Here is a 23,811-nt window from a genome sequence, read left to right as displayed (position 1 = left end):
CCATGTCTATCAGGCATTGTGGCTGATATGAGTTGAGTCGGTAGCCTTGTCATTGGTTTCGCTGGTTGGACGGCGGTGAGCTGGAAGATAGGGGCTAACCAGCTTCAGGTAGATGAAGGCGCCAACCTGGGCTCCGACTATGGGGCCTAAAATGGGGACCCAGAAGTATGGGTCTGCTCGCCCTCCGCTGAGAGCGATATCACCCCATCCTGCCAGATAAGTAAAGAGTTTCGGGCCAAAGTCACGGGCAGGGTTCATCGCAAAGCCAGTCAGCGGGCCGATGGACGCACCGATGACGGCGATCAGCAGACCGATGAGCAGGGCCGCAGCCATTCCCTTGGGAGCACCATTGTTATCATCTGTCAGTGCCAGGATCCCCATCATCAGGACGGCTGTAATGGTCAGCTCAACCAGAAATGCGTGAAAATTACTCAGGGAGTGGTAAGGATAGGTGGAGAATATGCCGGCGGTTTGCAGGCTGGCGGCACTACCACGCACCACGTGGTTGGTTGTCTCCCAGTCATGGAACAGATTCATATAGAGGAAGTAGACCAGGGCGGCAGCGCAGAAAGCTCCGGCAACCTGGGCGATGATATAGGGAATAATTTTGCGTTTTTCGAAGCCTTTAAACGCGGCAAGAGCAAGGGTGACTGCCGGATTGATATGAGCACCGGAGACACCACCTGCAACATAGATAGCGATCGCCACACCCAATCCCCAGGTAATACTGATCTCCCACTGGCCAAATTCAGCCCCGGAGAGCACCTTGGCTGCGACACAGCCGGCACCAAAAAATATCAATAAACCTGTCCCAAGAAACTCGGCAATACACTCTCCCAAGAGATTATCCTGGCTTTTCAAGCTCATAGGGTTGTCCTTTTGTGTTGTTTCCATCACGTGAGTTTAAATGTTCGATTTTGCTCACTGAGTGAGCTTTTTCTATCAAAATCAAACGGTCTTTGATTTTGCTTATTTTTTGTAACAAGTCCAGAACATTTGGCCCACGATTTTAGAAAATGCGGGCTCCATCACTTCAACCCTGTCATTTCGTTTTGAGCGAGTCCTTCCTAACTGTGTTCGATTACGAAAGTAAAGAAAACACAAATGAGATACCTGTTTCAGATCACAAATTCGAGGTAATTATTTCCCGCTGAAAAGTGAGGATTTTTGATAGCCCTCGGATGTTGGTTTTTTGTTAAATGGTTGAGGATTTATAAAGATGTCGCGTGCCGGATTAAAGGAGTATGCTGCAGCGTCAGTTGTTGCATTCTTATGGGTGCATGTATTTAATCATGGGTAGAGATGAGCCGCAGCGTGCCAGGGTATGCATAAAGATATTGAGAATAACCGGTTAGAGAGAAATGTTGCTAATTTCACCGTCAATGAGGGCCGGATCAAGCTCACGGGTAACTGGACCTGGCAGGGGATCGCCAAAAACCTCATCGAGACCCTGGACCCGGATATGCCGATCCAAGAGATCGATGCCAGGGAGATTGGCAGGTTAGATACGACAGGTGCCTATTTTATCAATGAACTCCAGGGACGATTAAAGGAGAAGCAGGCGAGTGAAATCGATCTGTTGTTAAGCCCCAAGCAGGGGATACTGTTTAAGCTGGTCGCGGATAACAGTACCTTTGAGAAGACCCGCAACGGTAAAACCCATCAATTTGAGATCGCCTACCAGATTGGTGTCAAAACCAGTCAGCACATCAAAGACTTTGTCTCTTTTGTCGGCTTTGTTGGCCAGATAGGCCAGACCCTGTTTGAAACTGCCAGGGCGCCCTGGAAAGTGCGGGGACGGCTGGTGATGGATGTGGTGTATAACTCCGGCTATCAGGCGATAGGTATCGTCTGTTTGTTGTCATTTCTGATAGGAGTAGTACTGGCTTACCAGATGGGACCACAGCTGGCGACCTATGGCGCCAATATCTTTGTGGTCAATCTGTTGGGTGTCTCGGTGTTGCGGGAGTTTGCCCCGCTTATCACCTCGATAATCGTTGCGGGGCGCTCGGGGGCGGCCTTCGCTGCCCAGATAGGAACCATGAAGGTCCAGGAGGAGGTGGATGCCCTGCAGACCTTCGGCCTCTCACCGATTAAGCGTCTGGTGATGCCGCGTATCGCAGGCCTGATGATTGCTCTGCCTCTGCTGGTGGTACTGGCCGATGTCGCTAGTATCCTGGGAGGCATGTTGATGTCTAAGGCGGTTCTGGGACTTAGTTTTTCTGAGTTTCTGATTCAGTTTGGCAAGACGGTTGCCGTCAAGCACTACGCGATCGGCCTCATCAAGACTCCGGTCTTTGCGATCATTATTGCGGCGGTGGCATGTTACCGGGGGCTTAAGGTTAAGGGGGATGCCAATAGTATTGGTGAAGAAACGACTCGCAGCGTGGTTTATGCCATCTTCTTTATTATCATTACTGATGCGATCTTCTCGATAATTTTCAGTACTACCGGAGTATAAGCAGGATGGAGCAGCAAAATGAGGTGATCATCCGGGTTGAGGGTCTTGGAACCTGTTTTGATGACCTTTGGGTGCATAAAAATCTGGACCTGGAGATCCGCGAGCGGCGGATCATCGCTATCATTGGGGATAGTGGCTGCGGCAAAACCACCCTGATCCGTGAGATCCTGATGCTACAGCAGGTGACTGAGGGCGGGATCTACCTGTATGGAGAGCAGATTGCCGGCATCCCTTTATCTGAGCTCCAGATCAAAAAATTCACCAGCCACATGGGGATGATGTTTCAGCAGGGCGCTCTGTTTTCATCCCTGACCGTGCTGGAGAATGTGATGTTTCCGCTTAGTGAATATACCAATTTTGATAACCGGCATATTGAGAACATTGCCAAGTTGAAGCTCAAAATGGTTGGGCTCAGCGAAAGCAGCTTTGCTAAAATGCCGGCAGAGCTGAGCGGGGGGATGCTCAAGCGAACCGCCCTGGCGCGAACCCTGGCGCTGGATCCTAAAATCATATTTTTAGATGAGCCCTCTGCGGGACTCGATCCTCAGGGTGCCTATGAGCTGGATCAGCTGATCAAGGGGCTTCAGGAGTCTTTGGATCTGACGGTGATCATCATCACCCATGACCTGGATACCATCTGGGGAATTGTCGATGAGGTGGTCTACCTCGGGCAAAAGCGGGTGCTGGTGCATAGCAGTGTCGAGGATGCGGCCAAAGAGACGCGCTATAAGACCCTCTATGATTTTTTTAACGGGCCGCGGGGCAAGGCAGCTCAATGTTTCCAAAAGCATGACAGTGATCCACAGGAGATCTTGCATGAACAACAATAGCCGCTACATCTTTGTCGGTTTCTTTATCATCCTGGCGACCTTTGTCCTGATCTTTATCGGATTCTGGCTGGCGCGTGGGTTGCAGTCGGTAACATATTACACTTATGTTGCCGTATTTCATGAGTCTGTGGATGGGCTCAATATAGGTTCAGACGTTAAGTTTAACGGGGTTGCGATCGGTAAGGTGCGGCAAATCAAGCTGGACCGCCACAATCCAAGCAATGTGGATGTCTACCTGGATATCGCAGAGGGCTCACCTATTACCATGGCCACCTATGCCACTTTGGTGCCCCAGGGGATCACGGGCCTCAACTATGTGGGGCTGCAGATCGATAAAGATGAGGCGAAAGGGGTATTACGCCCACCCAGCACCGAGGCGCCCTATCCCAGGATCCCGACACACCCCTCCCTGTTTAACAGCGTGACCAGTCAGGTGATGGATATCTCAAAAAACATCGCGAAAGTGACCGATCAGATCGGGGAGTTGGTGAATGAGAAAAATGCCAATAATTTGCAGCAGATCCTCAACAATCTTGCCGATGTTACCTCTGCTTTTTCCAAAAGCAATCAGCACATTGCCCACAGCCTGGCGAGCCTTGACAAGATTTTGGCCAATGTCTCAGCCAATAGCGGCAACATGGGTCAGATGATGCAAAATATCGGGCAGACCTCCAAGGATATCGCCAAGGCGAGTCAGGAGCTGACGGCGTTAAGCAAGAGCCTCAACAATACAACGGTCCAGGGAATGAACCAGACCATACTGCCAACCCTAGGCCAGACTCTGCAGCGGGTAAACAACACCTCTCGCCAGCTGGAGTTGCTGCTTGAGACGATTAACAATAATCCATCGGCCCTGGTACGAGGTCAGGCGCCCAAGGCCCCGGGACCAGGAGAGAAATAATATGCGACATTTGCTAATGGCTCTTTTAAGCATGACGGTTCTGTTCGCCCTGAGTGGCTGTGCCCTTGAGCCGGTCCAGCAGCCCGCCATGACTCAATACCAGCTGGTGCTCCCTAAGTCCGAATCATCGACCTCTGGGGTCGTTGCTCCAAACAAGCAGCCGATCTTACTGCTGCAGCGAATGACCGCCAGTGAACCCTTTAATGGTAAGGCGATGTATTTCAGCCAGGGGGAGTACTCCCTTGGCAGCTACGCCAGTCACCAGTGGGTAGCTCCGCCGCAAAATATGCTGACCGGACTGCTCAATCAGTACCTGACTCAACACGCCGGTTTGTTTGTCGTTCCCGGCGGCTATATAGGCTTTAGCAATTACAGCTTGATGAGTCATCTTAACAGCCTGATGCTTTTAGATAAGCAGAGTCAGTTGCTGCTGGAGGTCGCCTGTACCCTGAAAGATAATCGCACTGGCAAAGTGATTGGACAAAAAGAGTTTAAAATCGAGAGCTCCGCCATCGTGAGCCCCGAAGGGATGGTTAAAGCCAGCAGCCAGGCAAGCCTGCAGCTGGCATCAGAGATCAATCAGTGGCTGATCGCCAGCCTTAAAGCACAACCTGAACCTTGATAACTAATAGTATTCCCCGAGACAGCGGGCTAATTTGAGAAGGCCATGAGCGATAACAAACCGAATCACCCAGTAACAGGAGTTGCTGAGCATAGAGAGATTCAGGAGACTCTATTAAATCGAGCATGGCGACTTATCGGGCTCCTTGTTTTACTGGCGACTTGCCTCCTTTTTACCCGTGCCTACTTTGTTGGCTGGAGCCCAAGTTATACGCTGTCGACCATTGGCATGGTCAGCGTTTTTATTACCTCTTTGAGCTATCGCTGGCTGAACTATCAGCTTAAAGCTTTCCTGTTTATCTTCTTTTTTATCGTCCTGGCGGTTTATGAGTATCTGGTCTGGGGGACGGTGATCTCTCTTGAGAGAGATATCATAGGTGCGATTCTGGTGGCACTTATTTTCCTCGGCAGGCGCAGTGCTTATGTGACGGCAGCGATCTGCATGCTACTTATGTCCGGGGTCGGGTACCTGACGGTCACTAGTGTGGACCCAACCCCCCTTTCGCGTGGGCTTGATTATAAAGCAACGGCGACCTGGGTTTCGATCATCGGAAACTTCTTTTTTCTCTTCCTGCCACTGATGATTATTGTCGCAGAAATAGGTCATCACCTGGCGCAAAAGTACGAAAGACTTAAGCAGCTCAACCAACAGCTTGATGAGAGCAGCCGGGCGCTGCAGCAGTCAGAGATCGCAAGGCAAGCCGCCGAGATAGCCAACCAGCGCAAGAGTGAGTATCTCACCGATGTCAGCCATGAGATCCGCACCCCGCTCAATGGGGTGGTGGGGGCTCTGGAGTTGCTCAAGCTGTCCGGCCTTAACCGGGAGCAGCTTGGGATGACCCAGACCGCCGAGCACTGCACCGAGTCTTTGCTGTCACTGATAAACAACATCCTGGACTTTTCCAGGATTGAAGCCGGGGAGATGGCTCTGACCTGTAAGCCATATTCAATCGTAAAGCTGGCTCAGGAATCCTTGAAGGTCGTGGAATCGCGCGCAATCCGTAAGCGCTTGTATCTTACTCTCAATGATTTTTCCGATATTCCCCAGAGCATGGTTTGTGATGGACTAAGGCTAAAACAGATTCTGATCAACCTGCTGTCCAACGCTATCAATTTCACCACAGAGGGAGGCGTCGTGCTCACCCTGGAACGTGATCAACAGCAGTTACGGCTCAGGGTTCGGGACACGGGAGTGGGGATTGAGCCCGATCAGCTACCGCTGATCTTCAGGCCCTATCGTCAGGCACCGGATCTCCAGTCCGGTTCAGGATTAGGCCTGGCCATCAGCTCGAAGCTTGCCCAGATGATGGGAGGCGATCTGACCGTTGAAAGTGAAGTTGGGCTCGGTTCAACTTTCACCCTGACACTGCCAGTCGAACTGCCTGAGACCGTGGAGCCCGGAGAGGACTCAGCCCTGGTTTTATCCCCTGAGCCTCAGGAGCAGCTGCAAACGGCAGAGCTTAATATCCTGCTGGTGGATGATATCGCGACCAACCGAGAGTTGACTTGCAAAATGTTAACCAAGCTTGGGCAGAGGGTTGTGCAGGCACGAAGTGGGCAAGAGGCGTTAAAGATAGCACAGGAGCAGGTGTTTGATCTGGTGCTGATGGATATTCGCCTGCCAGATATTGATGGGGTAGAAGTGACCCGGCTCTGGCGCAGAGAGCTTGCAGAGGTACTGGATCCTGGCTGCTACATAGTGGCATTAACTGCCAATGCTCACCCGGTTGAGCGAAGTGCGCTTCTTGAGGAGCTGATGAATGATTACCTGGTTAAGCCGGTGACCCTGATGCAGCTGGCCAGGGTCGTGGAAAAGGCCTGCGTGTTTCAGCAAGCGCGCGGAGTAACCCTGCATAGCGCCCCTCGGGTGGATACAGCCACTCACTTCCACGCAGAGCCTGATTTAATGGAGTTGGCTCATCATGAGCTGATAGGGCTCTACCGAAAGGCCCATGATGCCTTTATAGAGGAGGATACCGAGCAACTCAGTTACCTGCTGCATGCCCTGAAGGGCTGTGCGGCGAATGTTGGGTTGGTAGGGATCCGCGCCATGGTTGAAGATTTAGAAGATCTATTACCCTATCCAAGCGAAAAAGATTTCGTCAGGCTTGCCTGTGCCATTGAGCAGCTGCAGCCTCCTACCGGGAAAAGGTAAGACTTCCATAGCAGGGGTTGCAGAGGCTTCCAATGTGAAGCTGCAGCCCCTGAAGTCTTGGGCTCAGAGCCCCGGATTGGACTTCTCCTGCGGGGCTCTGGTGTGATAATTACTGCTCAATACCGACGATGAGCCAGGGAGCGTTGCTCTGATTCAGGGCGCGCTCCAGGTGCCATACCTCTTTAATATCCTCCTCTTCGCCGCTCTTGGCATCGCGATAACGACCAGTGAACAGTACGCTGAGCTGAGATGCACTCGCGGTTTGATCGGCTCGAACCAGCTCACAGTTAAGGTACATGACCTCGGTGTGCTGCTCTCCCTTGAGGGTTGCACGCTCCTCTTTGAGAAGGTTGTAGAGTTCCGGGGTCACATACTCCTGGATCTTGGAAAAATCATTGCTGTTCCAGGCCTGCTGCAGTGTGTTGTAGTGGTCGCGGGCTCCCTCCAGAAATGCATCCAGATTGAATCCCTGGGGCAGGTTAAAAGGTACATGGGGATCAGAAGTGGCTGCCGCTGAGGATTGCTGTCCCCAGTTCAGTTCAGAGGTGCGCTGCTGCGTGTTGGCTGCGTAGGCTGGCTGCTGCTGTTTCATGGCGCCGGCTTTGGCCTGCATGATGCTTCTGAAAATGCGGAACAGCACGAAGGCGATCACCGCCATGATCAAAAAGTCCATCATCTTGAAGCCTTCAAAGGCTCCACCCATCAGGGCCGCCAACAGGCCACCGGCCAGGAGGCCTCCCAGCAGGCCGCCCATCAGCCCTTTCTTGCTGTTTGATTGGGTTTTCTGTTGGGCTTGGCTGGTTGCACCATTCTTAGGTTGGGCCGGAGCAGTTTTATAGCTCTTGCCAAAGGAGCGGCTCCCTCCGAATTTCTTCGCCTCTGCGGTTGCTGTCGTGAGTGTAAAGGCAAAAAGTATCGCCACTACAGACAAAAATTTTTTCATAGGTTATGTGCTCTCTTTTTTGATATGGATATAAGGAGATCTCTCCCCATATCTTTGATGAGAGTTTTTCTCAAAAAGTTCCTGAAGTGATTGGTTAAATTCACTTTTAATTGCCAACTTATCCCGGCAGAAGCAAGCTGACCCGGGAAGGAGTGAAAAAGCTCTGTGATCGGGATCTCATCTGGAGAAGATAACTATTGAAGTGACGGAGGAAGGGCGTAATTTAAATCTTGCTCGCATCAATATTTCGAGCAGCCAGAAGGGCCAATCACCGTTGGTTAGAAATGTTGAGATAACCCTGCTTATATCCGGCAGAAGAGAATGAGAAAGCCAACCCCTTGGCCTAACATTGTGAAACACCGTCCTACCTAAGAGGTAGCATTAACATTTTGAAAGTCTGGTAGTAAACGGCAACTCATCCCGGGTTGCCGTTTTTTATTGTCCGGATCCTTTCCATACTGTTGTCGACCCTGCTGAGAAAATGTTCTCCTTAAAGAGGTTGGGATACATACTGTCAGGTAAAGAGGTATCTTTCATCGGCTCGTGTTGCCGAGCGCGGCTCCCTGTCAGGAGATATTTACATGCCATTTGATAATCTGATGATCTTGTTTGCTTTTATCCTTGTGGTGGGAGGTACCCTTGGGTTGATCCTGTTAAGACGCAGCAAGGGGGAGCTAACCATAGAGTGTGAGCCTGGTCCCTTCAGTCCGCAGCAGCCGGTGAGTGGCAGGCTCAGGGTCAAGGCCAAACGTCAGATCCGGGGGAATCGGCTCAAGATTAACTTGCACTGCATAAAGAGGGCTCGCCGCAGTCAGGGGGATCGAGTCAGGGAGTTCAAGGAGACCCTTTATCGACAGGAGTTGCTGCTGGATGAGGGGGGCAACTATGAGCCAGCCGACGAGAGATCATATGATTTTATGTTCAGGCTTTCTGAAGAGAATCTTCAACCGGTCAGGGGCAGTCGGCATTCTCTGAAAGCCTGGGCCGAGCTGATTCAACCCGGGGAGGACGCCAGGCTCTCTTGGGAGCTGGTTGCAAGGCTTGATGCCAGCGGAGCGGATCTGGTCACGCGCAAGGATATCGAGATCCAACTCCCCTGAGTCAGCTCTTCTGTGATACCACCCAGTCTGTAAATATTCGAGGCAGGGCGTTGGACTCGGGAGTTTCAACCGTGCTCTTCAAAACCTCATCGAGGTGGGCATCATTCGTGGTGTATTTGTCTTTATAGAAGGTTAGCCGCTCCACCAGGGTTGCCCGGTCGACCTCTGGGTGGAACTGAAATGCCCAGAAGGGTTTATCCTTGACCCGAAAGGCGTGGTGACACTGCTGAGTATAGGCAAGAGAGACACAGCCCGGGGGACACTGCAGGGATTTTTGCTGATGGACGGAGATCGCCATAAAGGGATCATCAACCCTTGAGAAAAGAGGATCCTGACGTGCCTCACGGGTTAAAGAGATAGGCACACTGCCCATCTCAAAGTCCTGCTGCTGGTGGATGATCTCACCTCCCAGGGCTAACACTGCCAGTTGATAGCCAAAGCAGGAGGCAAAGACCGGAAGCTCAGAGTCAAGGCACTCCACAAGCAGCCGCTGGGCACTGCCAACAAAGGGGTATTTATCGGGCTGCAGAACGTTCGCCTCGCTGGCACCGCCGACGAACAGAGCGTCATACCCCTGGAGCACATCGGCATCAAAGTGCGGGGTATCAAACACGTTGAGAATATCCAGCTGTTCAAGGGCCAGGCCACTTAAACAGGCAAAGCTTTCCCACTCCTCTAGGCGGACCTTACGCTGATCGCGGATCTGCAGCAGTAATCCCTTAAATTCCTTTTTTTTCAAATCGATACTCCCTGAACTGACTGAGTTCTTCCCGGGCAGGAAGGGCAGTGTTCTATATTCCAGAAGTTGAAAGAAGAGTGCAACAGTTTGCAAATATCAGTGCCTAACCTTAGTTGGGTTGGGTGCCACCTGTGAGAGCCTGCCAAGAGAAGCGATTGGCCGGATCCGAAGTGCCCTGTGAAAATTGGAGCTATCTGTGGTTCGGGACAATAATCAAGAGAGGATGAGCTATCGAAGCGATGAATTGATCTGGATTCATCCCGGCATGGAGAGCTGGCATGAGTAATATCCCCACCTGGTTCACCGATCGTTTACGAATGGGACACTTTTCTCGACTGGGTCATGTTATCCGCAGTCGTGTTAAACGGATGCGACTGTTGCTGCTATTGCCTCTGCTCTCCTGCTCGCTGAATAGCCATTCAGAGGAGCTATTGGTGGTGACTGAAAACTGGCGGCCATATAATTATGAGGAGTTTGGCGAGGTTAAAGGGCTGTCAACCGAGATAGTGAAGAAGGTTCTGGAGCGTGCAGGAATCAAGTATCAGATCAAGGTTTACCCATGGGCAAGGGCGTATCGAATGGCCCAGGAAGATAAAAGTGTCATGATCTATACCATCATCCGGATCCCAACTCGCGAGAAACTGTTTAAGTGGGTCAGGCCCCTGGGGCGTGGGGGAGTTACTTCTCTGTATAGGCTGAAAAAGAATAAGCATATCAGCCCTATCACTTTGCAGGAGGCTAAGAGCTATAGGATCGGGGCCAATAAGGACTCAATGGATCACTTGTGGCTACAAGACAATGGTTTTCATAACCTGTATACACCTCATGCGGTTGAGTTGACCATCAAGATGTTCTTCTATGACAGGTTCGACATGATCGCCTTCGATGACTCCACCATGAAGTCGGAATTTTCCCACTATGGCTGGGATCCCAACCGAGCCGTTCATGTTATGCCTCTTTTCAGAACCCCTCCATACATAGCGCTCAGCCTGGCGACCCCTGATTCGATTAAGCTTAAATTACAGGAGGCATACGACTCTCTTATGAAGGAGGAGATGGTTGAGCTCGTAAACTAATTAGCTGATCTCAGATCAGTTTCATCTGACGATAGTGATCTACAACGAGTAAGACCCTGCTTACTACAGCTTTCTTGGCTATATGGTCGGGTTTGCTGATATTTTCCCTATTTATCTATAGTGCCCTGAATCCGCTCCTGCAGAAAGTCGACGGCACACTTCACTTTGGGTGATAGCTGGCGGTTATGAGGGTAGATTGCCCAGATACCTTCAGGATCAGGCTGGTGTGCCTCAAGTAATGGGATCAACTCTCCTGATGCCAGGTAACTGTCAAGATAGTAGTTCGGAAGTTGAGCGATGCCAAGTCCTTCCAGGCAAGCATTAAGAAGTGCCTGAGCACTATCACTACTAAGCTTTCCTTTTGGCTTATAGCTTTGCTCTTTGCCATCAATTTTCAGGCTCCATGCCTGATTAAACCGTGCCAGGCAGCTGTGATTCACCAACTCTCTAATAGAGTTTGGCTTTGTAAATTTAGCCAGGTAGTCAGGAGTGGCAACCAGGTGCAAGGAGCGTTCGGTCAGACGACGCGCAATCATGCTGGAGTCAGTCAGGTTGCCAATTCTAATACCAAGATCAATGCCCTCCTGGACCAGATCGATGACCTGGTTAGAAAGCTGTAGCCAGAGTTTGAGTTCTGGATATTGCATTACAAATTGATTGAGAAGTGGTGAGACGACCTGCTCTCCATAGGCATGAGGAGCCGTGACGCGTAGTAAGCCCATGGGGTTCTGCTGGAGCTGGCTTATCGCACTCTCTGCCTCGTCTATTTGTTCAATGATCTTGCTGCAGTAATCATAATAGATACCGCCAGATTCGGTTAAGGCCACCTGTCGGGTGGAGCGGTACAGGAGCTTGACCCCGAGTCTTTGTTCCAGGGTTGAGATTTGGCGACTGACTTGGGCTGGTGAAACGCCAAGTGCCTCAGCGGCAAGTTTAAAGCTGAGCTTTTCAGCAACAGACACAAACTCGTAGAGTCCCTGGAACTGCTTCATTATTACCTCTAGAGTAATTATTAATTGATAATTCGAATATTGATAGATAAACAGATATTATTAGAATAGTCAAACAGAAAGCATAACCACTCTTGCTAACTTATCTTCTCTCACGATGATTGAGAAAGTGTTAATTTTCCTATGCATCATATTTACTCTATTAATTTATTCAGCTCATGCTGTAGCTGATAGGGTATTAAACTAATAAAAAACACCATTTAATGAAGGTGAGTAATGAAAACACTTAATTATCAAAATGTCGCAGTAATCACCGGAGCTGGGCGAGGTCTGGGTGAGTCTATTTCTAAAGAGCTAGCAGACTCTGGGTATCATGTTGCCATAACAGATATTGATTTAGAACGAGCAAAAAAATTATCGCATAGGATCAATAAAGATGGTGGTTCTTCAATTGCTATAAGATTGGATGTGACAGACAAGTCTGGGTTTGAATCTGCTTTAAAACTAGTTGCAGAGAGATTTGGAGGAGTGGGGGTGCTAGTTAATAATGCCGCCCGTACAAGTACGACGCCAATATTTGATATCTCCCCGGATGAATTTTTGGATGTTAGCTCAACAAATCTATTGAGTGTTTTTTTAGGGAGTCAGGTTTTCGGTAGTTATTTTAAAGATAATAATTATGGGAGAATAATTAACATCTCTTCACTGGCTGGCCAGAACGGGGGCTCAGCAACCGGTGCCCACTACGCGGCATCTAAGGGGGGATCATTACTCTAACAAAAGTATTTGCACGTGAGTTAGCATCACAGGGGATTACTGTAAACGCCATAGCACCTGGTCCTCTGGATGTTGAGTTGAATCGAGAAATCCTATCTTCTGAGGAGATTCAAAAGATTAATAACTCAATTCCAGTAGGAAAGCATGGTGACCCCGGATATATTTCTAAGATGACGGCCATATTAGCATCGCCCGATGCATCATCGATTACCGGAACGACGATAGATATTAATGGTGGATTATATCTTCGTTAAAGATATCTTATTCATGACTTATTTGATCTTCTAAATGATTAGTGAATGATATTCTTACTATAAATTAAGTAAAAGGCGCAATTGATGAAAAATAACCTAGAGTTTCAGGCAAAGAAAAGCATTATTGATATCCATGAGCTAATAGAAGACATCTTTATAAATAAAGAGCCTTTAATCGATGGTGCACTTGAAAAAATTAATAGCTATTTCCTTGATGATTTTGAAATGGTCACTACTGAGGGACAGAGGATAGGCTTAACTCAGGTAAATGAGATGTTTATAAATAACATGGGAAAGAGAGAGGGGTTAAAGATTGATATTGACTCAATAGAAGTGATTACTGTAATAGAAGATAATGCAGTTGTTTGCTACCGAGAGGTGCATTCTCAAAACGATGTCATAAGCCAGCGATGGGCAACTGCCATCATGGAGTTAACTGATGGGCAATTATGTTGGCGGTATCTGCATGAAACTTCGGTAAAGGGTTGATTATCTATCCACACTAATTTGTTCAGGGGCGCATGATGGCCCCTGAGATTTTATCCTGCCTGAGGTTATTCCTTGGTCAGATGTTGAGGCTGGTATTTGCCTTGGAGCTTGTCGAAGTAGTTCTCAAGAAATGCCTCAAAGCTGATGTTGTCGGTGGCTTCGATTTGCCGCTGTTGCTGCAATGAGCGCTCGCGCTCTTCATTGAAGTAGTTGGCATCAAAGTAGCCGTAATCCCGGTTCAGCAGATCCTGGCGGTACTCCTGAGCAAGCTCCATCGCAAGCTCGGTCATCTTGCCACCCCGGCGCTTAAACTCTGCCAGCAGGAGCGCCGATGGGGTCAGCTCAGGTTCCTCAATCTTGTTGAGTTGCTGCTGCCAGCTCTTGAGATAAGCATCCCGGCACACTGACTTATCCAACAACTGCGCGATAGGTTTGAGCTGATTAAAGATCTCTTTCGCCCAATCCTGAAGCCCGATCGACTGCCCATTCAGCTCAAGCTCTAGTCCGCTCTTGCGCCCCTCGAGAACCACTTTCTCAAAGTTACTCCGATTGGCAGTGGTCTCCGATTGGGTCAGCGGAGCCGATGGGGTGAGCAGGCACCAGATCAGGAACTCATCAAGGAAGCGGATCTCCTCTTCACCAATCCCAAGGGGATTGAATGGGTTAATATCCAAAGAGCGGACCTCAATATACTCGATACCACGAGAGTGCAGGGCCTCCAGAGGTGTTTCTCCCGGCTTAGTGGTGCGCTTGGGGCGGATCGGCGCATACAGCTCATTTTCTATCTGCAGAATGTTGTCATTGAGCTGCAGGCGCTTGCCATCTTTGTTGTAAAGGCCTATTGCGCTGAACTCAGGCTCTTTACAGCAGGCGGCCTGTTGCAGGGAGCGAATATAGCCACGTAAGCTGTTGTGACAGATATCCAGCTTGCTTTGAGCTGTGCTGGTGTAACCCAGGCGAGACATACGTAGCGCGGTGGCATGGGGTAAAAACAGGGTGCCATTGCCATAGCTCTCAAAAGGCAGCTCCTGCTCACGGCCTTCGACGAATGAGCGGCAGATGCTGGGAGAGGCACCAAACAGATAGGGGATCAGCCAGCCGTAACGGTAGAAATTACGGATCAGTCCCATATAGCTGTCGGAGATAAAATCCTGCAGCGGCTGCTGGTTGTTATTGAGCTTCTGCAGCAGGCTCCAGAAGCGATCCGGCATTGAGAAGTTATAGTGGACCCCGGCAATCACCTGCATCCTGCTGCCATAGCGGTTGCGTAGCCCCTCCCTGTACAGGGTTTTCATCTTACCGATATTAGAGCTGCCATACTGGGCCAGAGGGATACCCGCATCGTCTTCGACGATACAGGGCATGCTCATCGGCCACAGCAGTTCGCCATCGAGTTGTTTGGTGACCTGATGGTGAATATCCGACAGCTGGTTGAGCAGGATTTCGGTACAGTCCGAGACCGGGGTGATAAACTCCAGCAGGCTTTCAGAGTAATCGGTCGTGATGTTGGCGTGGGTGAGGGCTGAGCCCAAAGTCGCAGGATGATGGCTCTGTGCCAGATGAGCATCGGGAGTGACACGCAGTGTCTCCCTTTCTATGCCACGACGGATCCCTCGCAGGGAGGAAATATTTTCCGGAGTCGATAGTTGCTCCAGTTGCTTGGTACAAGATTCGCTCACAAGATAGCTCCAGCTAGCTGAATTGGAACAGTCGCCCTGGGGCTGGCTGCCAGTCAGAATGCATAAGACCTCAGCGTCCATGCTCTGTAACAAGAAATGGTGGCGGCTGAAACATTTTTCAACCTCAAACGGCATTCACTTTAACGTAAATGGATGCTGTGGGGAAGTGGTATTTCTATATTTATGGAATTAAAGAGATAGTAACTCTGCAGCCGTTGGCCAGCCCTGACGAACATCGATGATCTGCATCTTTGCTCTTCTGCCCGCCTGGACTCCGGCTTCGGCGTCTTCAAACACCATGCAGCACTCAGGTTGGGTATCCAGGAGCTCGGCACAGCGCAAAAAGATATCCGGGGCAGGTTTACCATGTAATACCTGCTCTACGCCGACCAGCTGATCAAAGTAGTGGCGGATCCCCATCGCCTCCAGTACCCGCTGGGCCATCAGGGTTTCACATCCGGTGCCAACGGCCATCGGCAGCTTTCCATAGAAGTAACGTACCACCTGCTCAACCAGTGGTGTCTCCCTGATACCCTGCTCAACCCGGCGATAAAAAGCCTCTTCCTTGGCGGCAAGTACAGCGGCCTGATCCTGCTGCATATCAGCCTCTTCAAGCAATATTCGGATCGTCTCTTTGAGTGAGACCCCGCCGAGCTGATTCATCCTTTGCCGGGTAAAGGGGATCTCGAATTGATTGAGAGCCTCGGCCCAGGATTGATTATGAGCCTCTATGCTATGGGCCAGGGTTCCATCAAGGTCAAAAATCAGCGCCTTACAGCTTACATCCATCAAACACTCCTTGCTTACCAGTACTGTTCAACTGTTATGTTACCCGGCTTACGCCGCAGGTTTTTTGTCAGTCCTTTGAGTTTCAGGACTGTGATTGCATCTTTCACCATCGCCGGGTTGCCGCAGATCATCACCTGGCTAGAGTCAGGGGTAAAGCTAGTATCACAGTAGCTTTCGAGAGCTCCGGACTCTATCGCCGCAGGGATCCTGCCGCTAAGCCCTTCATTGTGGGATTCCCGGCTCACCACAGGGACATAACTCAGGCGATCCGGATATTGGGCCTGCAGCTTGGCGATCAGCGGTTGGTAGGCGAGATCGGTAGCGAAGCGTACCCCGTGGACCAGGTTAATTTTGCTAAAACGCTCCCAGACTCCCGACTCCTGCAAAATAGAGAGAAATGGTCCGAGGCCGGTACCTGTGGCAAGCAGCCACAGATCTTTGCCTTCAGGGAGTTCATCAAGGGTCAGGTAACCCTGGGGCTTCTCTGTCACCCACAGCCTATCGCCGGGTTTTAATTGGTTGAGCTTGGGGGTCAGGGCGCCATCATCAATCTCGATGATCAAAAATTCATGGGCTCTGTTATCCGGGGCATTGACGAAGGAGTAGGCTCGTGCGACGCGCTTATCGCCTTCATCCAGCGCCAGCTTGACGAACTGTCCGGCCAGGTGAGGCTGGAGTGGGGCCGAGATTTTGAGAGAAAAAAGCTGAGGGTTCCAGTGATGATTTTCGGTGACTGTGGCTTCAATCCAGTTGGCCATAGGGCGTTCCTAAAACGATTGGCATAGACAGTACCATAACAAAAAACCCGCGCCAGGTGGCACGGGTTTTTCAGCTTCTGATCAAGGCAGACGAGATTACTCGGCAGCAACGATCTCCAGCTTGATAGCACCCTTAACTTCAGAGTGCAGCTGAACAGTGATTTCGAACTCACCAGTGTGACGCAGAGCGCCTTCAGGCAGACGAACTTCACTCTTAGCCAGCTCCTGACCTTTAGCAGTCACGGCATCAGCGATGTCGCGAGTACCGATAGAGCCGAACAGCTTGCCTTCGTCACCCGCTTTAGTGGTGATCACGACAGTGTCCATCTCGGTCAGCAGAGTCAGACGGCCCTGTGCACGGGTCAGATCGTCAGCAGCTTTTGCTTCCAGCTCAGCACGACGCGCTTCGAAAGCAGCCATGTTCTCTTTGGTTGCCATAACAGCCTTGCCCTGTGGGATCAGGAAGTTACGAGCATAACCAGATTTAACAGAAACTTTGTCACCCAGTGAGCCAAGTTTAGCGAACTTATCTAACAGAATGATTTCCATTACCTTTCCTCTTAATATGAATGGAGTTAGGCCTGCTAACTACCGATTACTTGTGCAGATCGGTGTATGGCAGCAGAGCCAGGTAACGAGCACGCTTGATTGCGCGAGCCAGCTGACGCTGATACTTCGCACGAGTACCAGTGATACGGCTAGGTACAATCTTGCCAGACTCAGTAACATAATTTTTCAGAGTCGCCAGATCTTTGTAATCGATCTCAGTTACACCTTCAGCGGTGAAGCGACAGAACTTACGACGACGGAAATAACGTGCCATTGCGCTTATCCTCTATAACTTAAATGCTTACTCGGCAGCAGGCTGCTGAGACTCTTCACGCTTAACCTGACGCTCTTGACGGTCAGAACGCTCTTGACGCTCTTCTTTGGCCTTAGCCATGATAGAAGCTTCAGTTACAGCGTTTTTAACGCGCATGACCATGCTACGCAGTACAGCATCGTTATAGCGGAAAGTAGTTTCCAGCTCGTCGATAACCGCTTGCTCAGCTTCTACGTTCATCAGAACATAGTGAGCTTTGTGCAGCTTGTTGATTGGATAAGCCAGTTGACGACGACCCCAATCTTCCAGACGGTGGATTTGACCGCCGTTCTCTTTGATCGAACCAGTGTAACGCTCGATCATGCCCGGAACCTGTTCGCTCTGGTCCGGATGCACCATAAATACGATTTCGTAATGACGCATGGTTGCTCCTTACGGATTAATCAGCCTCCGCCTAGGCTCAGTCAGACCTTAAGAGGCAAGGAACGAATAGAATGTGACTGATTTAAAAGGCGCGCTATTGTATAAAATTACTACCACAGGCGCAACAACCTTTGTGATTGAGTTGTATTCGTTGGCGTGGCACCCTGTTGGGATGGGTAGATAGCGGATTTGAATGGGTCAGCCACAGCCTTTTTGACTGGATAAACCGCCGTCGTTGAATACACACAATGAAGAGAGCATGATGTTTGAGATGAAACCCACCCGCCTGGAGGCATCTTGTCCTGAGCTGGAAACCCGCCTGCTGGATCTGCAGCAAACCGCCCGCGGTTGGATAGCCGTGACTGAAAAGACCCAGTTCCATGCCGAGAATTTTCGCTGGCCGGATCAGCCGGGGGACCGGGGAAGTTTAAGGGTTAAGGGGCAGAGCTACCCGATAATCAATTGCATTCTGGGAGCCTATAACTCAGCTGGCGAGCTCTATCTTGAGCATGAGATCCCGGTGAAGGTGGGCAGTGAAGGCTGGGTCTTTGTCGCGGCTCATCTCCTGGAGTGTCAGCCACAAGTTGAGATTGGCCAGCAGGTGACTCTTGAGCTGGATATGGCATACCTGTCACGGCTAAGTGCGGCCCATACCGGCTGTCACCTGGCTTCCCTGGCTCTTAACCGGGCGCTCAGGGAGTACTGGCGCAAAGATCCCGGGGCTCGCGATGCTTTGGGAGAGATTGATTTTGATCGCCTGGCGATCACCGAGTCAAAAATTGCCGAGCTTGAATCACTGGATCGCTACCGCCTTGGAAAGTCATTGCGCAAAAAAGGTTTTAACTCGGCCGATGCGCTGGAGCAACTGCCTGAGATTACAGCCCGAATTAATCAGCAACTTAATGGGTGGCAGGCCGCAGAGGCAAAGGTGTGGATGGAGCATGCGGGAGAGGGGCTGCTGGATTCTCGCTATTGGCACTGTCAGTTGGAGGGGGAACCGAAAGCTGTGATCCCCTGTGGTGGTACCCATTTGCGATCCCTGTCTGAGATCAAGGCAATGGAGGTCAAACTGGTTGCAGAGGAGAGCGGCTTCAGAATGGAGACTCAGGTTGTGACTGTGAGCTAATTATTAGCTCAGGGGCGCCTTGATCCCAACCCAGATCTGCTGATCTTCCGTCAGAGGGTTATCGACTCTCAGGGTGGGGCCAAAATAGTCATCGTTACTTGTGGGCTCAGGCTTACTCAAATCGATGAGGGGCTTAGAGTTTTTGATAGCGGTCAGGGTGACCAGACGCTGCTTGAATTGAGCCAGTCCCTTCTGGATGAGCTGGTGCATCTCGGTTTGCGGGATGAGATCCTGAGATGCACTTGGCGTACTTTCAGCCTGAGCTGTGCCGCAAAAGGCAATCAGCAGTAGTGCAGCGCAAAGTAGGGATCTCAGAGACATCAGAATAACGCCAGGTCAAAAAATGAGCTGATATTCTATCGGCATGCGTGCGGTGAAGCAAGGGGAGTTTATCGCAAAGGAGAGGGTACAGATGCAAACAGACCGCCCTAAGCCGGTCTGTTTGTTTCGGTTTAGGGCCAGAGGATCAGTGCCCAGCAGACAACCATCAATAGCAGTGCCAACATCACCGCAGCAGAGCCGATATCTTTGGCTCGCCCCGACAGCTCGTGACGCTCAGAGCCGATGCGATCGACCACGGCTTCAATCGCCGAGTTGACGAGCTCAACGAGCATCACCAACACCACGCTGGCGATCAGCACTGCTCGCTCGACCCCGCTATCGCCCAGCCACAGGGCCAGTGGGATCAGGATCACCGCCATCAACAGCTCCTGACGAAAGGCTGCCTCATGGCGAAAAGCGGCGGCAAATCCCTTGAGGGAGTAGCCGGTTGCCTTGATGATGCGGATTAGCCCTGTATTACCGGGTTTCATTGGCGACACTCTCTGAAGATATCCATCTCGGGCTGATAGACCTTGCTCTTCACATCGGTCACACCCAGTAGCGTATGGAACAGGTTATCCTGAGAGAAAGGCTTATTCAACAGCTTGTTGACACACTGCATGTTGAGCCCCATCTCCTTTTTATAACCGGGGGAGAACCAGGCGATAAACGGGATATGGGTCTGCTGACTGGGAGCAAACATGTAGGGGGTGCCATGCAGATAGATCCCATGTTCTCCCGTGGACTCCCCATGATCGGAGAGATACAGCATAGAGCTGTTAAAACGTCCCTCATTTTTCTTGAGAAAATCGATCACTCTCGCGAGCTGGTGATCCGTATACAGGATCGTGTTGTCATAGGAGTTGATGATCTGCTGGCGTGAGCAGTCAGAGAAAGATGCTGACTTGCAGATTGGCTTAAACTGGGTATAGGCCTCGGGAACCCGGCGATAGTAGGCCGGACCATGGCTGCCCTTCTGGTGCAGGAAAATCACAGTATCACCGGTCTGTTTGTCCAGGTAGTCCTGCAGCTTATAGAGCAGCGCATCATCCCTGCACATCCCATCTTTGCAGTCCCGGGTATCCCCAAGGGAGTCTACATCGATCTCCTTGATCCGATCGGCGACCGCCTTGCTGCCACCATCATTGTCGCGCCACAGCAGGTTGAATCCGGCATGCTTGAGCACATCGACTACATTTTCGGTTGATATCCCCTTCTCGTAGCTATAATCGCTGCGATTATAGATGGAGAACATGCAGGGAACCGAGACCGCGGTTTCGGTGCCACAGCTTGAGAACTGCTTGAAGCTGGCTACATCCAGTTTGGAGAGCTCGGGGTTGGTTTGGCGTGGATAGCCATCCAGGCTGAACTCCTGTGCCCGTGCCGCCTCGCCAACGACCACAATCGTCAGGAGCTTTTTCTTCGACTCGCTCAGGGTCTTGCCCTTGTGGGCATCGGTTCCGAGCTTCTTCAGAACGATGGGGCCCTTATGAATATCTCCCCGAAGATAGCCAAAGCTATAGTAGATGGGAGCCGATGGGTCCAGCACGAACCTCAGGTAGCGGTTGTTGCGAATAAATGAGGCCAGATCCTGGTACTGGCTCCACATCAGAGCCCCGGCGAATAGCAGCAGGACCAAGGCTGTCACCACCCGAATCGCCAGCTCTTTGAAGAAGGAGTGATAGGAGATCTTCAGGCGACTGATGACATAGCTTGGGATCACGGCTAACAGCAGCATGTAGACAAGCAGGTGGGTTGTCAGTAGCTCACCGCTCTCGTGAACATCGGTCTGCATCACATTGCGGATCATGTTCTTATCGATCATGACGCCGTAGTTATCCAGAAAGTGTGCCGTACCGGCAGCGATAAACAGCACCACGATTAATATCGGCTTGAGCAGGTATTTAAAAGAGACGATCGACAGCAGGGTGTTGAGAACAATAATAAGCACCAGGTACAGCACGAATGCAAGCAGGGGACTTGCCGGATGAGGATCCGCTCCATGACCATGCAGCGCATCGCTCCACAAAGAGAAATTGCAGAAGGTTATAATAAAAAAGGAATAGATCAGAGTGAGCAGGTGAGAGCTGATACTCAGCTGCCCCTGATGCAGTTTTCTTAAAAAACTCAAAAATGCCTCCCAGGCGGTAACTCGTGTCATATGTATGACCGGGGTTTCATGAGTGACGCTTAAAGTGTCACCAATTCAGATATACCCTGCGGAGGAACAACTTGGTTTGTCGCAGGGGATGATGAAAGCTGGCGATTGTATGCTTTCTGTACGGCCTAGGCAACAAATACTGAAGATATCCTGAATCAAAGGAAAATATATGCATCAGGAAGGAAGAGGCCGCACTGGCGGCCTCAATGAGCTTAATCGGTTTGGCGAAATCTAAGTCTGAAAATACAGCCAGCAATCAGCAGGAGTATTAGCATGACTGGCCCAAATGCTCCCCCGCCTGTGTAGCCTTTTTTATGCTCTACCTTGAACTTGTCAGGGTTACTCTTCACCTTCTCCTTAAACAGCTTGAGCTGGATATCCAGGTTTTTAATCATCTGCTCGGTTGCCTGATTAAAGCCTGTCACGCTATCTTTTCTCAGCTGATCACTCAGGTTCACCAAAGTCGATGATCCCTTGACCCGGCTCATCCCTGGCGCCCGAAATAGCATCTTCTGGCTCTTGATGTCATAGACTGCCGTATCCAGCATGGTGCTGGTGTCATTCTTTTCACCCGAGACAACATAAGCCCCGATAAGGGTCCAGTAGGTAAGCGAAAGAGCTCCCTCGTCAGTAAATTGAACCTGATCGTAGGAGACCAGGGCGATCTCGTCGATCCCAAACATATTTTGGATCTGATTAAGGTTATTAAATCCCCCCTCCGGTGTCAGGTATGCCGAAGGGATCAGCTGAATATCACTGACAAAGTCGAGCTTCTCAAAATGACTTTGCACCTTTTGTAGCAAAGCCATCTTGGTCTCTTCCGTCAGGTTGTTCTGATCCACTCTCCCGGACCAAAGGTTTGGAGCTCCGGGTTGGGATTGAGGGTTGGGGACAAAGGCGATACCAACGCTCAGAGGAAGCTTGAGTGTCGGAATTGATGGCTCGATCACCTGTTGCGTATTTTTCGGGTAGAGGTAATCCACTATGCTGGTGCGCTGTCTGGACTGGTTGACGGCACATCCGCCGAGCAGGCTTGTAACAATCAGAGCGATACAGCCAACACCCAGGATCCGTATTTTCATAATTGCATCATCCTTTGCTGAACTGATTATATCTTAGTCGCCTTTAGATGAAGGGGGGAGTATCTGGATCTCAGTTCGGGCTCAGTCATGAAGCCGGAGGTGGTTTTCTGCAGATAATAAAAAAGGCCGCCGAAGCGACCTTTTTCGTGTTGATTAGATTATCGATTACTCGATGATCTTAGCAACAACACCCGCACCAACAGTACGGCCGCCTTCACGGATAGCGAAGCGCAGACCTTCGTCCATTGCGATTGGGCAGATCAGGTTTACAACCATCTTGATGTTGTCACCAGGCATTACCATTTCAACGCCTTCTGGCAGCTCGATGGTACCGGTCACGTCAGTAGTACGGAAGTAGAACTGTGGACGATAGCCTTTGAAGAACGGAGTATGACGGCCACCTTCGTCCTTAGACAGAACGTAAACCTCAGACTCGAACTTGGTGTGAGGAGTGATAGAACCTGGCTTAGCCAGAACCTGACCACGCTCAACTTCGTCACGCTTAGTACCACGGATCAGGGCACCGATGTTCTCACCTGCACGACCTTCGTCCAGCAGCTTACGGAACATTTCAACACCAGTACAAGTAGTCTTGGTAGTCTCTTTGATACCAACGATTTCTACTTCGTCACCAACGGTAACGATACCGCGCTCAACACGACCAGTTACAACAGTACCACGGCCAGAGATTGAGAATACGTCCTCGATAGGCATCAGGAATGGCTTGTCGATGTCACGCTCAGGCAGAGGGATGTAAGAATCCAGTGCTTCAGCCAGCTCAACAACCTTAGCTTCCCACTCAGCTTCACCTTCCAGTGCTTTCAGAGCGCTGCCCTGGATTACTGGCAGGTCGTCACCTGGGAAGTCGTACTCAGACAGCAGTTCACGAACTTCCATCTCAACCAGCTCAAGCAGCTCTTCATCATCAACCATGTCACACTTGTTCATGAACACGATCATGTATGGGATACCAACCTGACGACCCAGCAGGATGTGCTCACGAGTCTGAGGCATAGGACCATCAGTAGCAGCAACAACCAGGATAGCACCGTCCATCTGAGCAGCACCGGTGATCATGTTTTTAACATAGTCAGCGTGTCCTGGGCAGTCTACGTGAGCGTAGTGACGCTCAGGAGTGTCATACTCAACGTGAGAAGTTGCGATGGTGATACCACGCTCACGCTCTTCAGGAGCGTTATCGATCTGATCGAACGCCTTCATCTCACCACCGTAGGTCTTAGCCAGAACTGAGGTGATAGCTGCAGTCAGAGTGGTCTTACCATGGTCAACGTGGCCGATAGTACCAACGTTTACATGGGGCTTGGAACGGTCAAATTTTTCTTTAGACACAAC

At 50.6% G+C, this 23,811-nt stretch carries 24 protein-coding genes and 1 pseudogene; 10 read left to right on the top strand and 15 right to left on the bottom strand.

Features of this window, described 5'->3' with window-relative positions:
• Positions 1–9: 9 nt before the first annotated feature.
• The gene (locus DB847_RS21110; protein WP_108652444.1) at positions 10–867 is read right to left on the bottom strand and encodes an MIP/aquaporin family protein; all 858 of its coding nucleotides are present in this window, start codon (positions 865–867) and stop codon (positions 10–12) included.
• 457 nt (positions 868–1,324) lie between these two features.
• Between DB847_RS21110 and DB847_RS21105 the strand changes: the two genes are divergently transcribed.
• From DB847_RS21105 to DB847_RS21085, 5 genes are read left to right on the top strand one after another with little or no spacing between them, the layout of a single operon-like run.
• Complete coding sequence (locus tag DB847_RS21105) at positions 1,325–2,461, top strand: MlaE family ABC transporter permease (protein WP_108652443.1); 1,137 nt, start codon at positions 1,325–1,327, stop codon at positions 2,459–2,461.
• A gap of 5 nt (positions 2,462–2,466) precedes the next feature.
• Positions 2,467–3,291 carry an ABC transporter ATP-binding protein gene (locus DB847_RS21100; RefSeq protein ID WP_108652442.1) on the top strand — a complete coding sequence of 275 codons (825 nt, stop codon included), beginning with the start codon at positions 2,467–2,469 and terminating at the stop codon, positions 3,289–3,291.
• On the top strand, positions 3,278–4,192 hold the full coding sequence (locus DB847_RS21095) for an MlaD family protein (RefSeq protein ID WP_159084781.1): 915 nt from the start codon (positions 3,278–3,280) through the stop codon (positions 4,190–4,192). Before DB847_RS21100 ends, DB847_RS21095 begins: the two co-directional genes overlap by 14 nt.
• 1 nt (position 4,193) lies before the next feature.
• Positions 4,194–4,814 carry an ABC-type transport auxiliary lipoprotein family protein gene (locus DB847_RS21090; RefSeq protein ID WP_108652440.1) on the top strand — a complete coding sequence of 207 codons (621 nt, stop codon included), beginning with the start codon at positions 4,194–4,196 and terminating at the stop codon, positions 4,812–4,814.
• A 45-nt stretch (positions 4,815–4,859) separates the two neighbouring features.
• Positions 4,860–6,968, top strand: coding sequence for an ATP-binding protein (locus DB847_RS21085; protein ID WP_108652439.1), 2,109 nt, complete (start codon positions 4,860–4,862; stop codon positions 6,966–6,968).
• Between the two features lie 109 nt (positions 6,969–7,077).
• Here DB847_RS21085 and DB847_RS21080 read toward each other — a convergent pair whose 3' ends face one another.
• On the bottom strand, positions 7,078–7,911 hold the full coding sequence (locus DB847_RS21080) for a Tim44 domain-containing protein (RefSeq protein WP_108652438.1): 834 nt from the start codon (positions 7,909–7,911) through the stop codon (positions 7,078–7,080).
• A 581-nt stretch (positions 7,912–8,492) separates the two neighbouring features.
• Here DB847_RS21080 and DB847_RS21075 point away from each other — a divergent pair.
• On the top strand, positions 8,493–9,011 hold the full coding sequence (locus DB847_RS21075; protein ID WP_108652437.1) for a vacuolar protein sorting-associated family 26 protein: 519 nt from the start codon (positions 8,493–8,495) through the stop codon (positions 9,009–9,011).
• A 1-nt stretch (position 9,012) separates the two neighbouring features.
• Here the strand turns inward: DB847_RS21075 and DB847_RS21070 are convergent, their stop codons facing one another.
• Entirely contained in the window at positions 9,013–9,750 is a 738-nt protein-coding gene (locus tag DB847_RS21070) for a type 1 glutamine amidotransferase (protein ID WP_199911653.1), read from the bottom strand.
• A 278-nt stretch (positions 9,751–10,028) separates the two neighbouring features.
• Here DB847_RS21070 and DB847_RS21065 point away from each other — a divergent pair, with 278 nt between their 5' ends.
• The gene (locus DB847_RS21065; RefSeq protein WP_108652436.1) at positions 10,029–10,826 is read left to right on the top strand and encodes a substrate-binding periplasmic protein; all 798 of its coding nucleotides are present in this window, start codon (positions 10,029–10,031) and stop codon (positions 10,824–10,826) included.
• Positions 10,827–10,933: 107 nt separating this feature from the next.
• Here DB847_RS21065 and DB847_RS21060 read toward each other — a convergent pair whose 3' ends face one another.
• The gene (locus DB847_RS21060) at positions 10,934–11,818 is read right to left on the bottom strand and encodes a LysR substrate-binding domain-containing protein (protein WP_108652435.1); all 885 of its coding nucleotides are present in this window, start codon (positions 11,816–11,818) and stop codon (positions 10,934–10,936) included.
• A gap of 234 nt (positions 11,819–12,052) precedes the next feature.
• Between DB847_RS21060 and DB847_RS21055 the strand changes: the two are divergent.
• Both DB847_RS21055 and DB847_RS21050 read left to right on the top strand, forming a co-directional pair.
• Positions 12,053–12,807: pseudogene (locus DB847_RS21055) on the top strand (SDR family NAD(P)-dependent oxidoreductase).
• Positions 12,808–12,891: 84 nt separating this feature from the next.
• Complete coding sequence (locus tag DB847_RS21050; RefSeq protein ID WP_108652434.1) at positions 12,892–13,296, top strand: DUF4440 domain-containing protein; 405 nt, start codon at positions 12,892–12,894, stop codon at positions 13,294–13,296.
• A 65-nt stretch (positions 13,297–13,361) separates the two neighbouring features.
• On the opposite strand, the gene gshA is transcribed toward DB847_RS21050, so the two are convergent.
• The 6 genes from gshA to rpsF all read right to left on the bottom strand — a co-directional run bounded on the left by gshA (position 13,362) and on the right by rpsF (position 17,768).
• The gene (gene gshA, locus DB847_RS21045) at positions 13,362–14,975 is read right to left on the bottom strand and encodes a glutamate--cysteine ligase (protein WP_234418455.1); all 1,614 of its coding nucleotides are present in this window, start codon (positions 14,973–14,975) and stop codon (positions 13,362–13,364) included.
• 189 nt (positions 14,976–15,164) lie between these two features.
• Positions 15,165–15,764 (bottom strand): HAD family hydrolase, encoded by a 600-nt coding sequence (locus tag DB847_RS21040; protein WP_108652433.1) that lies wholly within the window; start codon positions 15,762–15,764, stop codon positions 15,165–15,167.
• 14 nt (positions 15,765–15,778) lie between these two features.
• Complete coding sequence (locus tag DB847_RS21035; RefSeq protein ID WP_108652432.1) at positions 15,779–16,522, bottom strand: ferredoxin--NADP reductase; 744 nt, start codon at positions 16,520–16,522, stop codon at positions 15,779–15,781.
• 96 nt (positions 16,523–16,618) lie between these two features.
• Positions 16,619–17,071: a 50S ribosomal protein L9 gene (gene rplI / locus DB847_RS21030; RefSeq protein ID WP_108652431.1), complete on the bottom strand. Its 453-nt coding sequence runs from the start codon at positions 17,069–17,071 to the stop codon at positions 16,619–16,621.
• A 46-nt stretch (positions 17,072–17,117) separates the two neighbouring features.
• Complete coding sequence (gene rpsR, locus DB847_RS21025) at positions 17,118–17,345, bottom strand: 30S ribosomal protein S18 (protein WP_108652430.1); 228 nt, start codon at positions 17,343–17,345, stop codon at positions 17,118–17,120.
• 27 nt (positions 17,346–17,372) lie between these two features.
• Entirely contained in the window at positions 17,373–17,768 is a 396-nt protein-coding gene (rpsF, locus tag DB847_RS21020) for a 30S ribosomal protein S6 (RefSeq protein ID WP_108652429.1), read from the bottom strand.
• Positions 17,769–18,030: 262 nt separating this feature from the next.
• Between rpsF and DB847_RS21015 the strand changes: the two genes are divergently transcribed.
• The gene (locus DB847_RS21015; RefSeq protein ID WP_159084780.1) at positions 18,031–18,894 is read left to right on the top strand and encodes an alanyl-tRNA editing protein; all 864 of its coding nucleotides are present in this window, start codon (positions 18,031–18,033) and stop codon (positions 18,892–18,894) included.
• Between the two features lie 3 nt (positions 18,895–18,897).
• Here DB847_RS21015 and DB847_RS21010 read toward each other — a convergent pair whose 3' ends face one another.
• The 5 genes from DB847_RS21010 to tuf all read right to left on the bottom strand — a co-directional run bounded on the left by DB847_RS21010 (position 18,898) and on the right by tuf (position 23,808).
• Positions 18,898–19,215, bottom strand: coding sequence for a hypothetical protein (locus DB847_RS21010; protein WP_108652427.1), 318 nt, complete (start codon positions 19,213–19,215; stop codon positions 18,898–18,900).
• A 131-nt stretch (positions 19,216–19,346) separates the two neighbouring features.
• Positions 19,347–19,706 carry a diacylglycerol kinase gene (locus tag DB847_RS21005; RefSeq protein WP_108652426.1) on the bottom strand — a complete coding sequence of 120 codons (360 nt, stop codon included), beginning with the start codon at positions 19,704–19,706 and terminating at the stop codon, positions 19,347–19,349.
• Positions 19,703–21,376 (bottom strand): phosphoethanolamine transferase, encoded by a 1,674-nt coding sequence (locus DB847_RS21000; RefSeq protein ID WP_108652425.1) that lies wholly within the window; start codon positions 21,374–21,376, stop codon positions 19,703–19,705. Before DB847_RS21000 ends, DB847_RS21005 begins: the two co-directional genes overlap by 4 nt.
• Positions 21,377–21,588: 212 nt before the next feature.
• The gene (gene rhlP / locus DB847_RS20995; protein WP_108652424.1) at positions 21,589–22,458 is read right to left on the bottom strand and encodes a rhombotarget lipoprotein; all 870 of its coding nucleotides are present in this window, start codon (positions 22,456–22,458) and stop codon (positions 21,589–21,591) included.
• Positions 22,459–22,623: 165 nt separating this feature from the next.
• Positions 22,624–23,808 (bottom strand): elongation factor Tu, encoded by a 1,185-nt coding sequence (gene tuf / locus DB847_RS20990; RefSeq protein ID WP_108652423.1) that lies wholly within the window; start codon positions 23,806–23,808, stop codon positions 22,624–22,626.
• Positions 23,809–23,811 lie beyond the last annotated feature (3 nt).

This window comes from Dongshaea marina (assembly GCF_003072645.1).
GTDB classification, from domain to species: Bacteria; Pseudomonadota; Gammaproteobacteria; order Enterobacterales; family Aeromonadaceae; genus Dongshaea; species Dongshaea marina.
The sequence above is the reverse complement of the archived record's forward strand: the minus strand, read 5'-3'. Positions and strand labels throughout refer to the sequence as shown.

Excerpts from the sequence above, each read along its gene's own strand:
- DB847_RS21080 (WP_108652438.1), bottom strand. The coding sequence starts at position 7,911 with ATGAAAAAATTTTTGTCTGTAGTGGCGATACTTTTTGCCTTTACACTC.
- rhlP (WP_108652424.1), bottom strand. The coding sequence starts at position 22,458 with ATGAAAATACGGATCCTGGGTGTTGGCTGTATCGCTCTGATTGTTACA.
- DB847_RS21000 (WP_108652425.1), bottom strand. The coding sequence starts at position 21,376 with ATGACACGAGTTACCGCCTGGGAGGCATTTTTGAGTTTTTTAAGAAAA.
- DB847_RS21050 (WP_108652434.1), top strand. The coding sequence starts at position 12,892 with ATGAAAAATAACCTAGAGTTTCAGGCAAAGAAAAGCATTATTGATATC.
- rplI (WP_108652431.1), bottom strand. The coding sequence starts at position 17,071 with ATGGAAATCATTCTGTTAGATAAGTTCGCTAAACTTGGCTCACTGGGT.
- DB847_RS21085 (WP_108652439.1), top strand. The coding sequence starts at position 4,860 with ATGAGCGATAACAAACCGAATCACCCAGTAACAGGAGTTGCTGAGCAT.
- DB847_RS21105 (WP_108652443.1), top strand. The coding sequence starts at position 1,325 with ATGCATAAAGATATTGAGAATAACCGGTTAGAGAGAAATGTTGCTAAT.
- DB847_RS21095 (WP_159084781.1), top strand. The coding sequence starts at position 3,278 with ATGAACAACAATAGCCGCTACATCTTTGTCGGTTTCTTTATCATCCTG.
- rpsR (WP_108652430.1), bottom strand. The coding sequence starts at position 17,345 with ATGGCACGTTATTTCCGTCGTCGTAAGTTCTGTCGCTTCACCGCTGAA.
- DB847_RS21060 (WP_108652435.1), bottom strand. The coding sequence starts at position 11,818 with ATGAAGCAGTTCCAGGGACTCTACGAGTTTGTGTCTGTTGCTGAAAAG.
- DB847_RS21100 (WP_108652442.1), top strand. The coding sequence starts at position 2,467 with ATGGAGCAGCAAAATGAGGTGATCATCCGGGTTGAGGGTCTTGGAACC.
- DB847_RS21005 (WP_108652426.1), bottom strand. The coding sequence starts at position 19,706 with ATGAAACCCGGTAATACAGGGCTAATCCGCATCATCAAGGCAACCGGC.
- DB847_RS21015 (WP_159084780.1), top strand. The coding sequence starts at position 18,031 with ATGTTTGAGATGAAACCCACCCGCCTGGAGGCATCTTGTCCTGAGCTG.
- DB847_RS21010 (WP_108652427.1), bottom strand. The coding sequence starts at position 19,215 with ATGTCTCTGAGATCCCTACTTTGCGCTGCACTACTGCTGATTGCCTTT.
- DB847_RS21035 (WP_108652432.1), bottom strand. The coding sequence starts at position 16,522 with ATGGCCAACTGGATTGAAGCCACAGTCACCGAAAATCATCACTGGAAC.
- DB847_RS21075 (WP_108652437.1), top strand. The coding sequence starts at position 8,493 with ATGCCATTTGATAATCTGATGATCTTGTTTGCTTTTATCCTTGTGGTG.
- DB847_RS21110 (WP_108652444.1), bottom strand. The coding sequence starts at position 867 with ATGAGCTTGAAAAGCCAGGATAATCTCTTGGGAGAGTGTATTGCCGAG.
- DB847_RS21040 (WP_108652433.1), bottom strand. The coding sequence starts at position 15,764 with ATGGATGTAAGCTGTAAGGCGCTGATTTTTGACCTTGATGGAACCCTG.
- DB847_RS21065 (WP_108652436.1), top strand. The coding sequence starts at position 10,029 with ATGAGTAATATCCCCACCTGGTTCACCGATCGTTTACGAATGGGACAC.
- DB847_RS21090 (WP_108652440.1), top strand. The coding sequence starts at position 4,194 with ATGCGACATTTGCTAATGGCTCTTTTAAGCATGACGGTTCTGTTCGCC.
- rpsF (WP_108652429.1), bottom strand. The coding sequence starts at position 17,768 with ATGCGTCATTACGAAATCGTATTTATGGTGCATCCGGACCAGAGCGAA.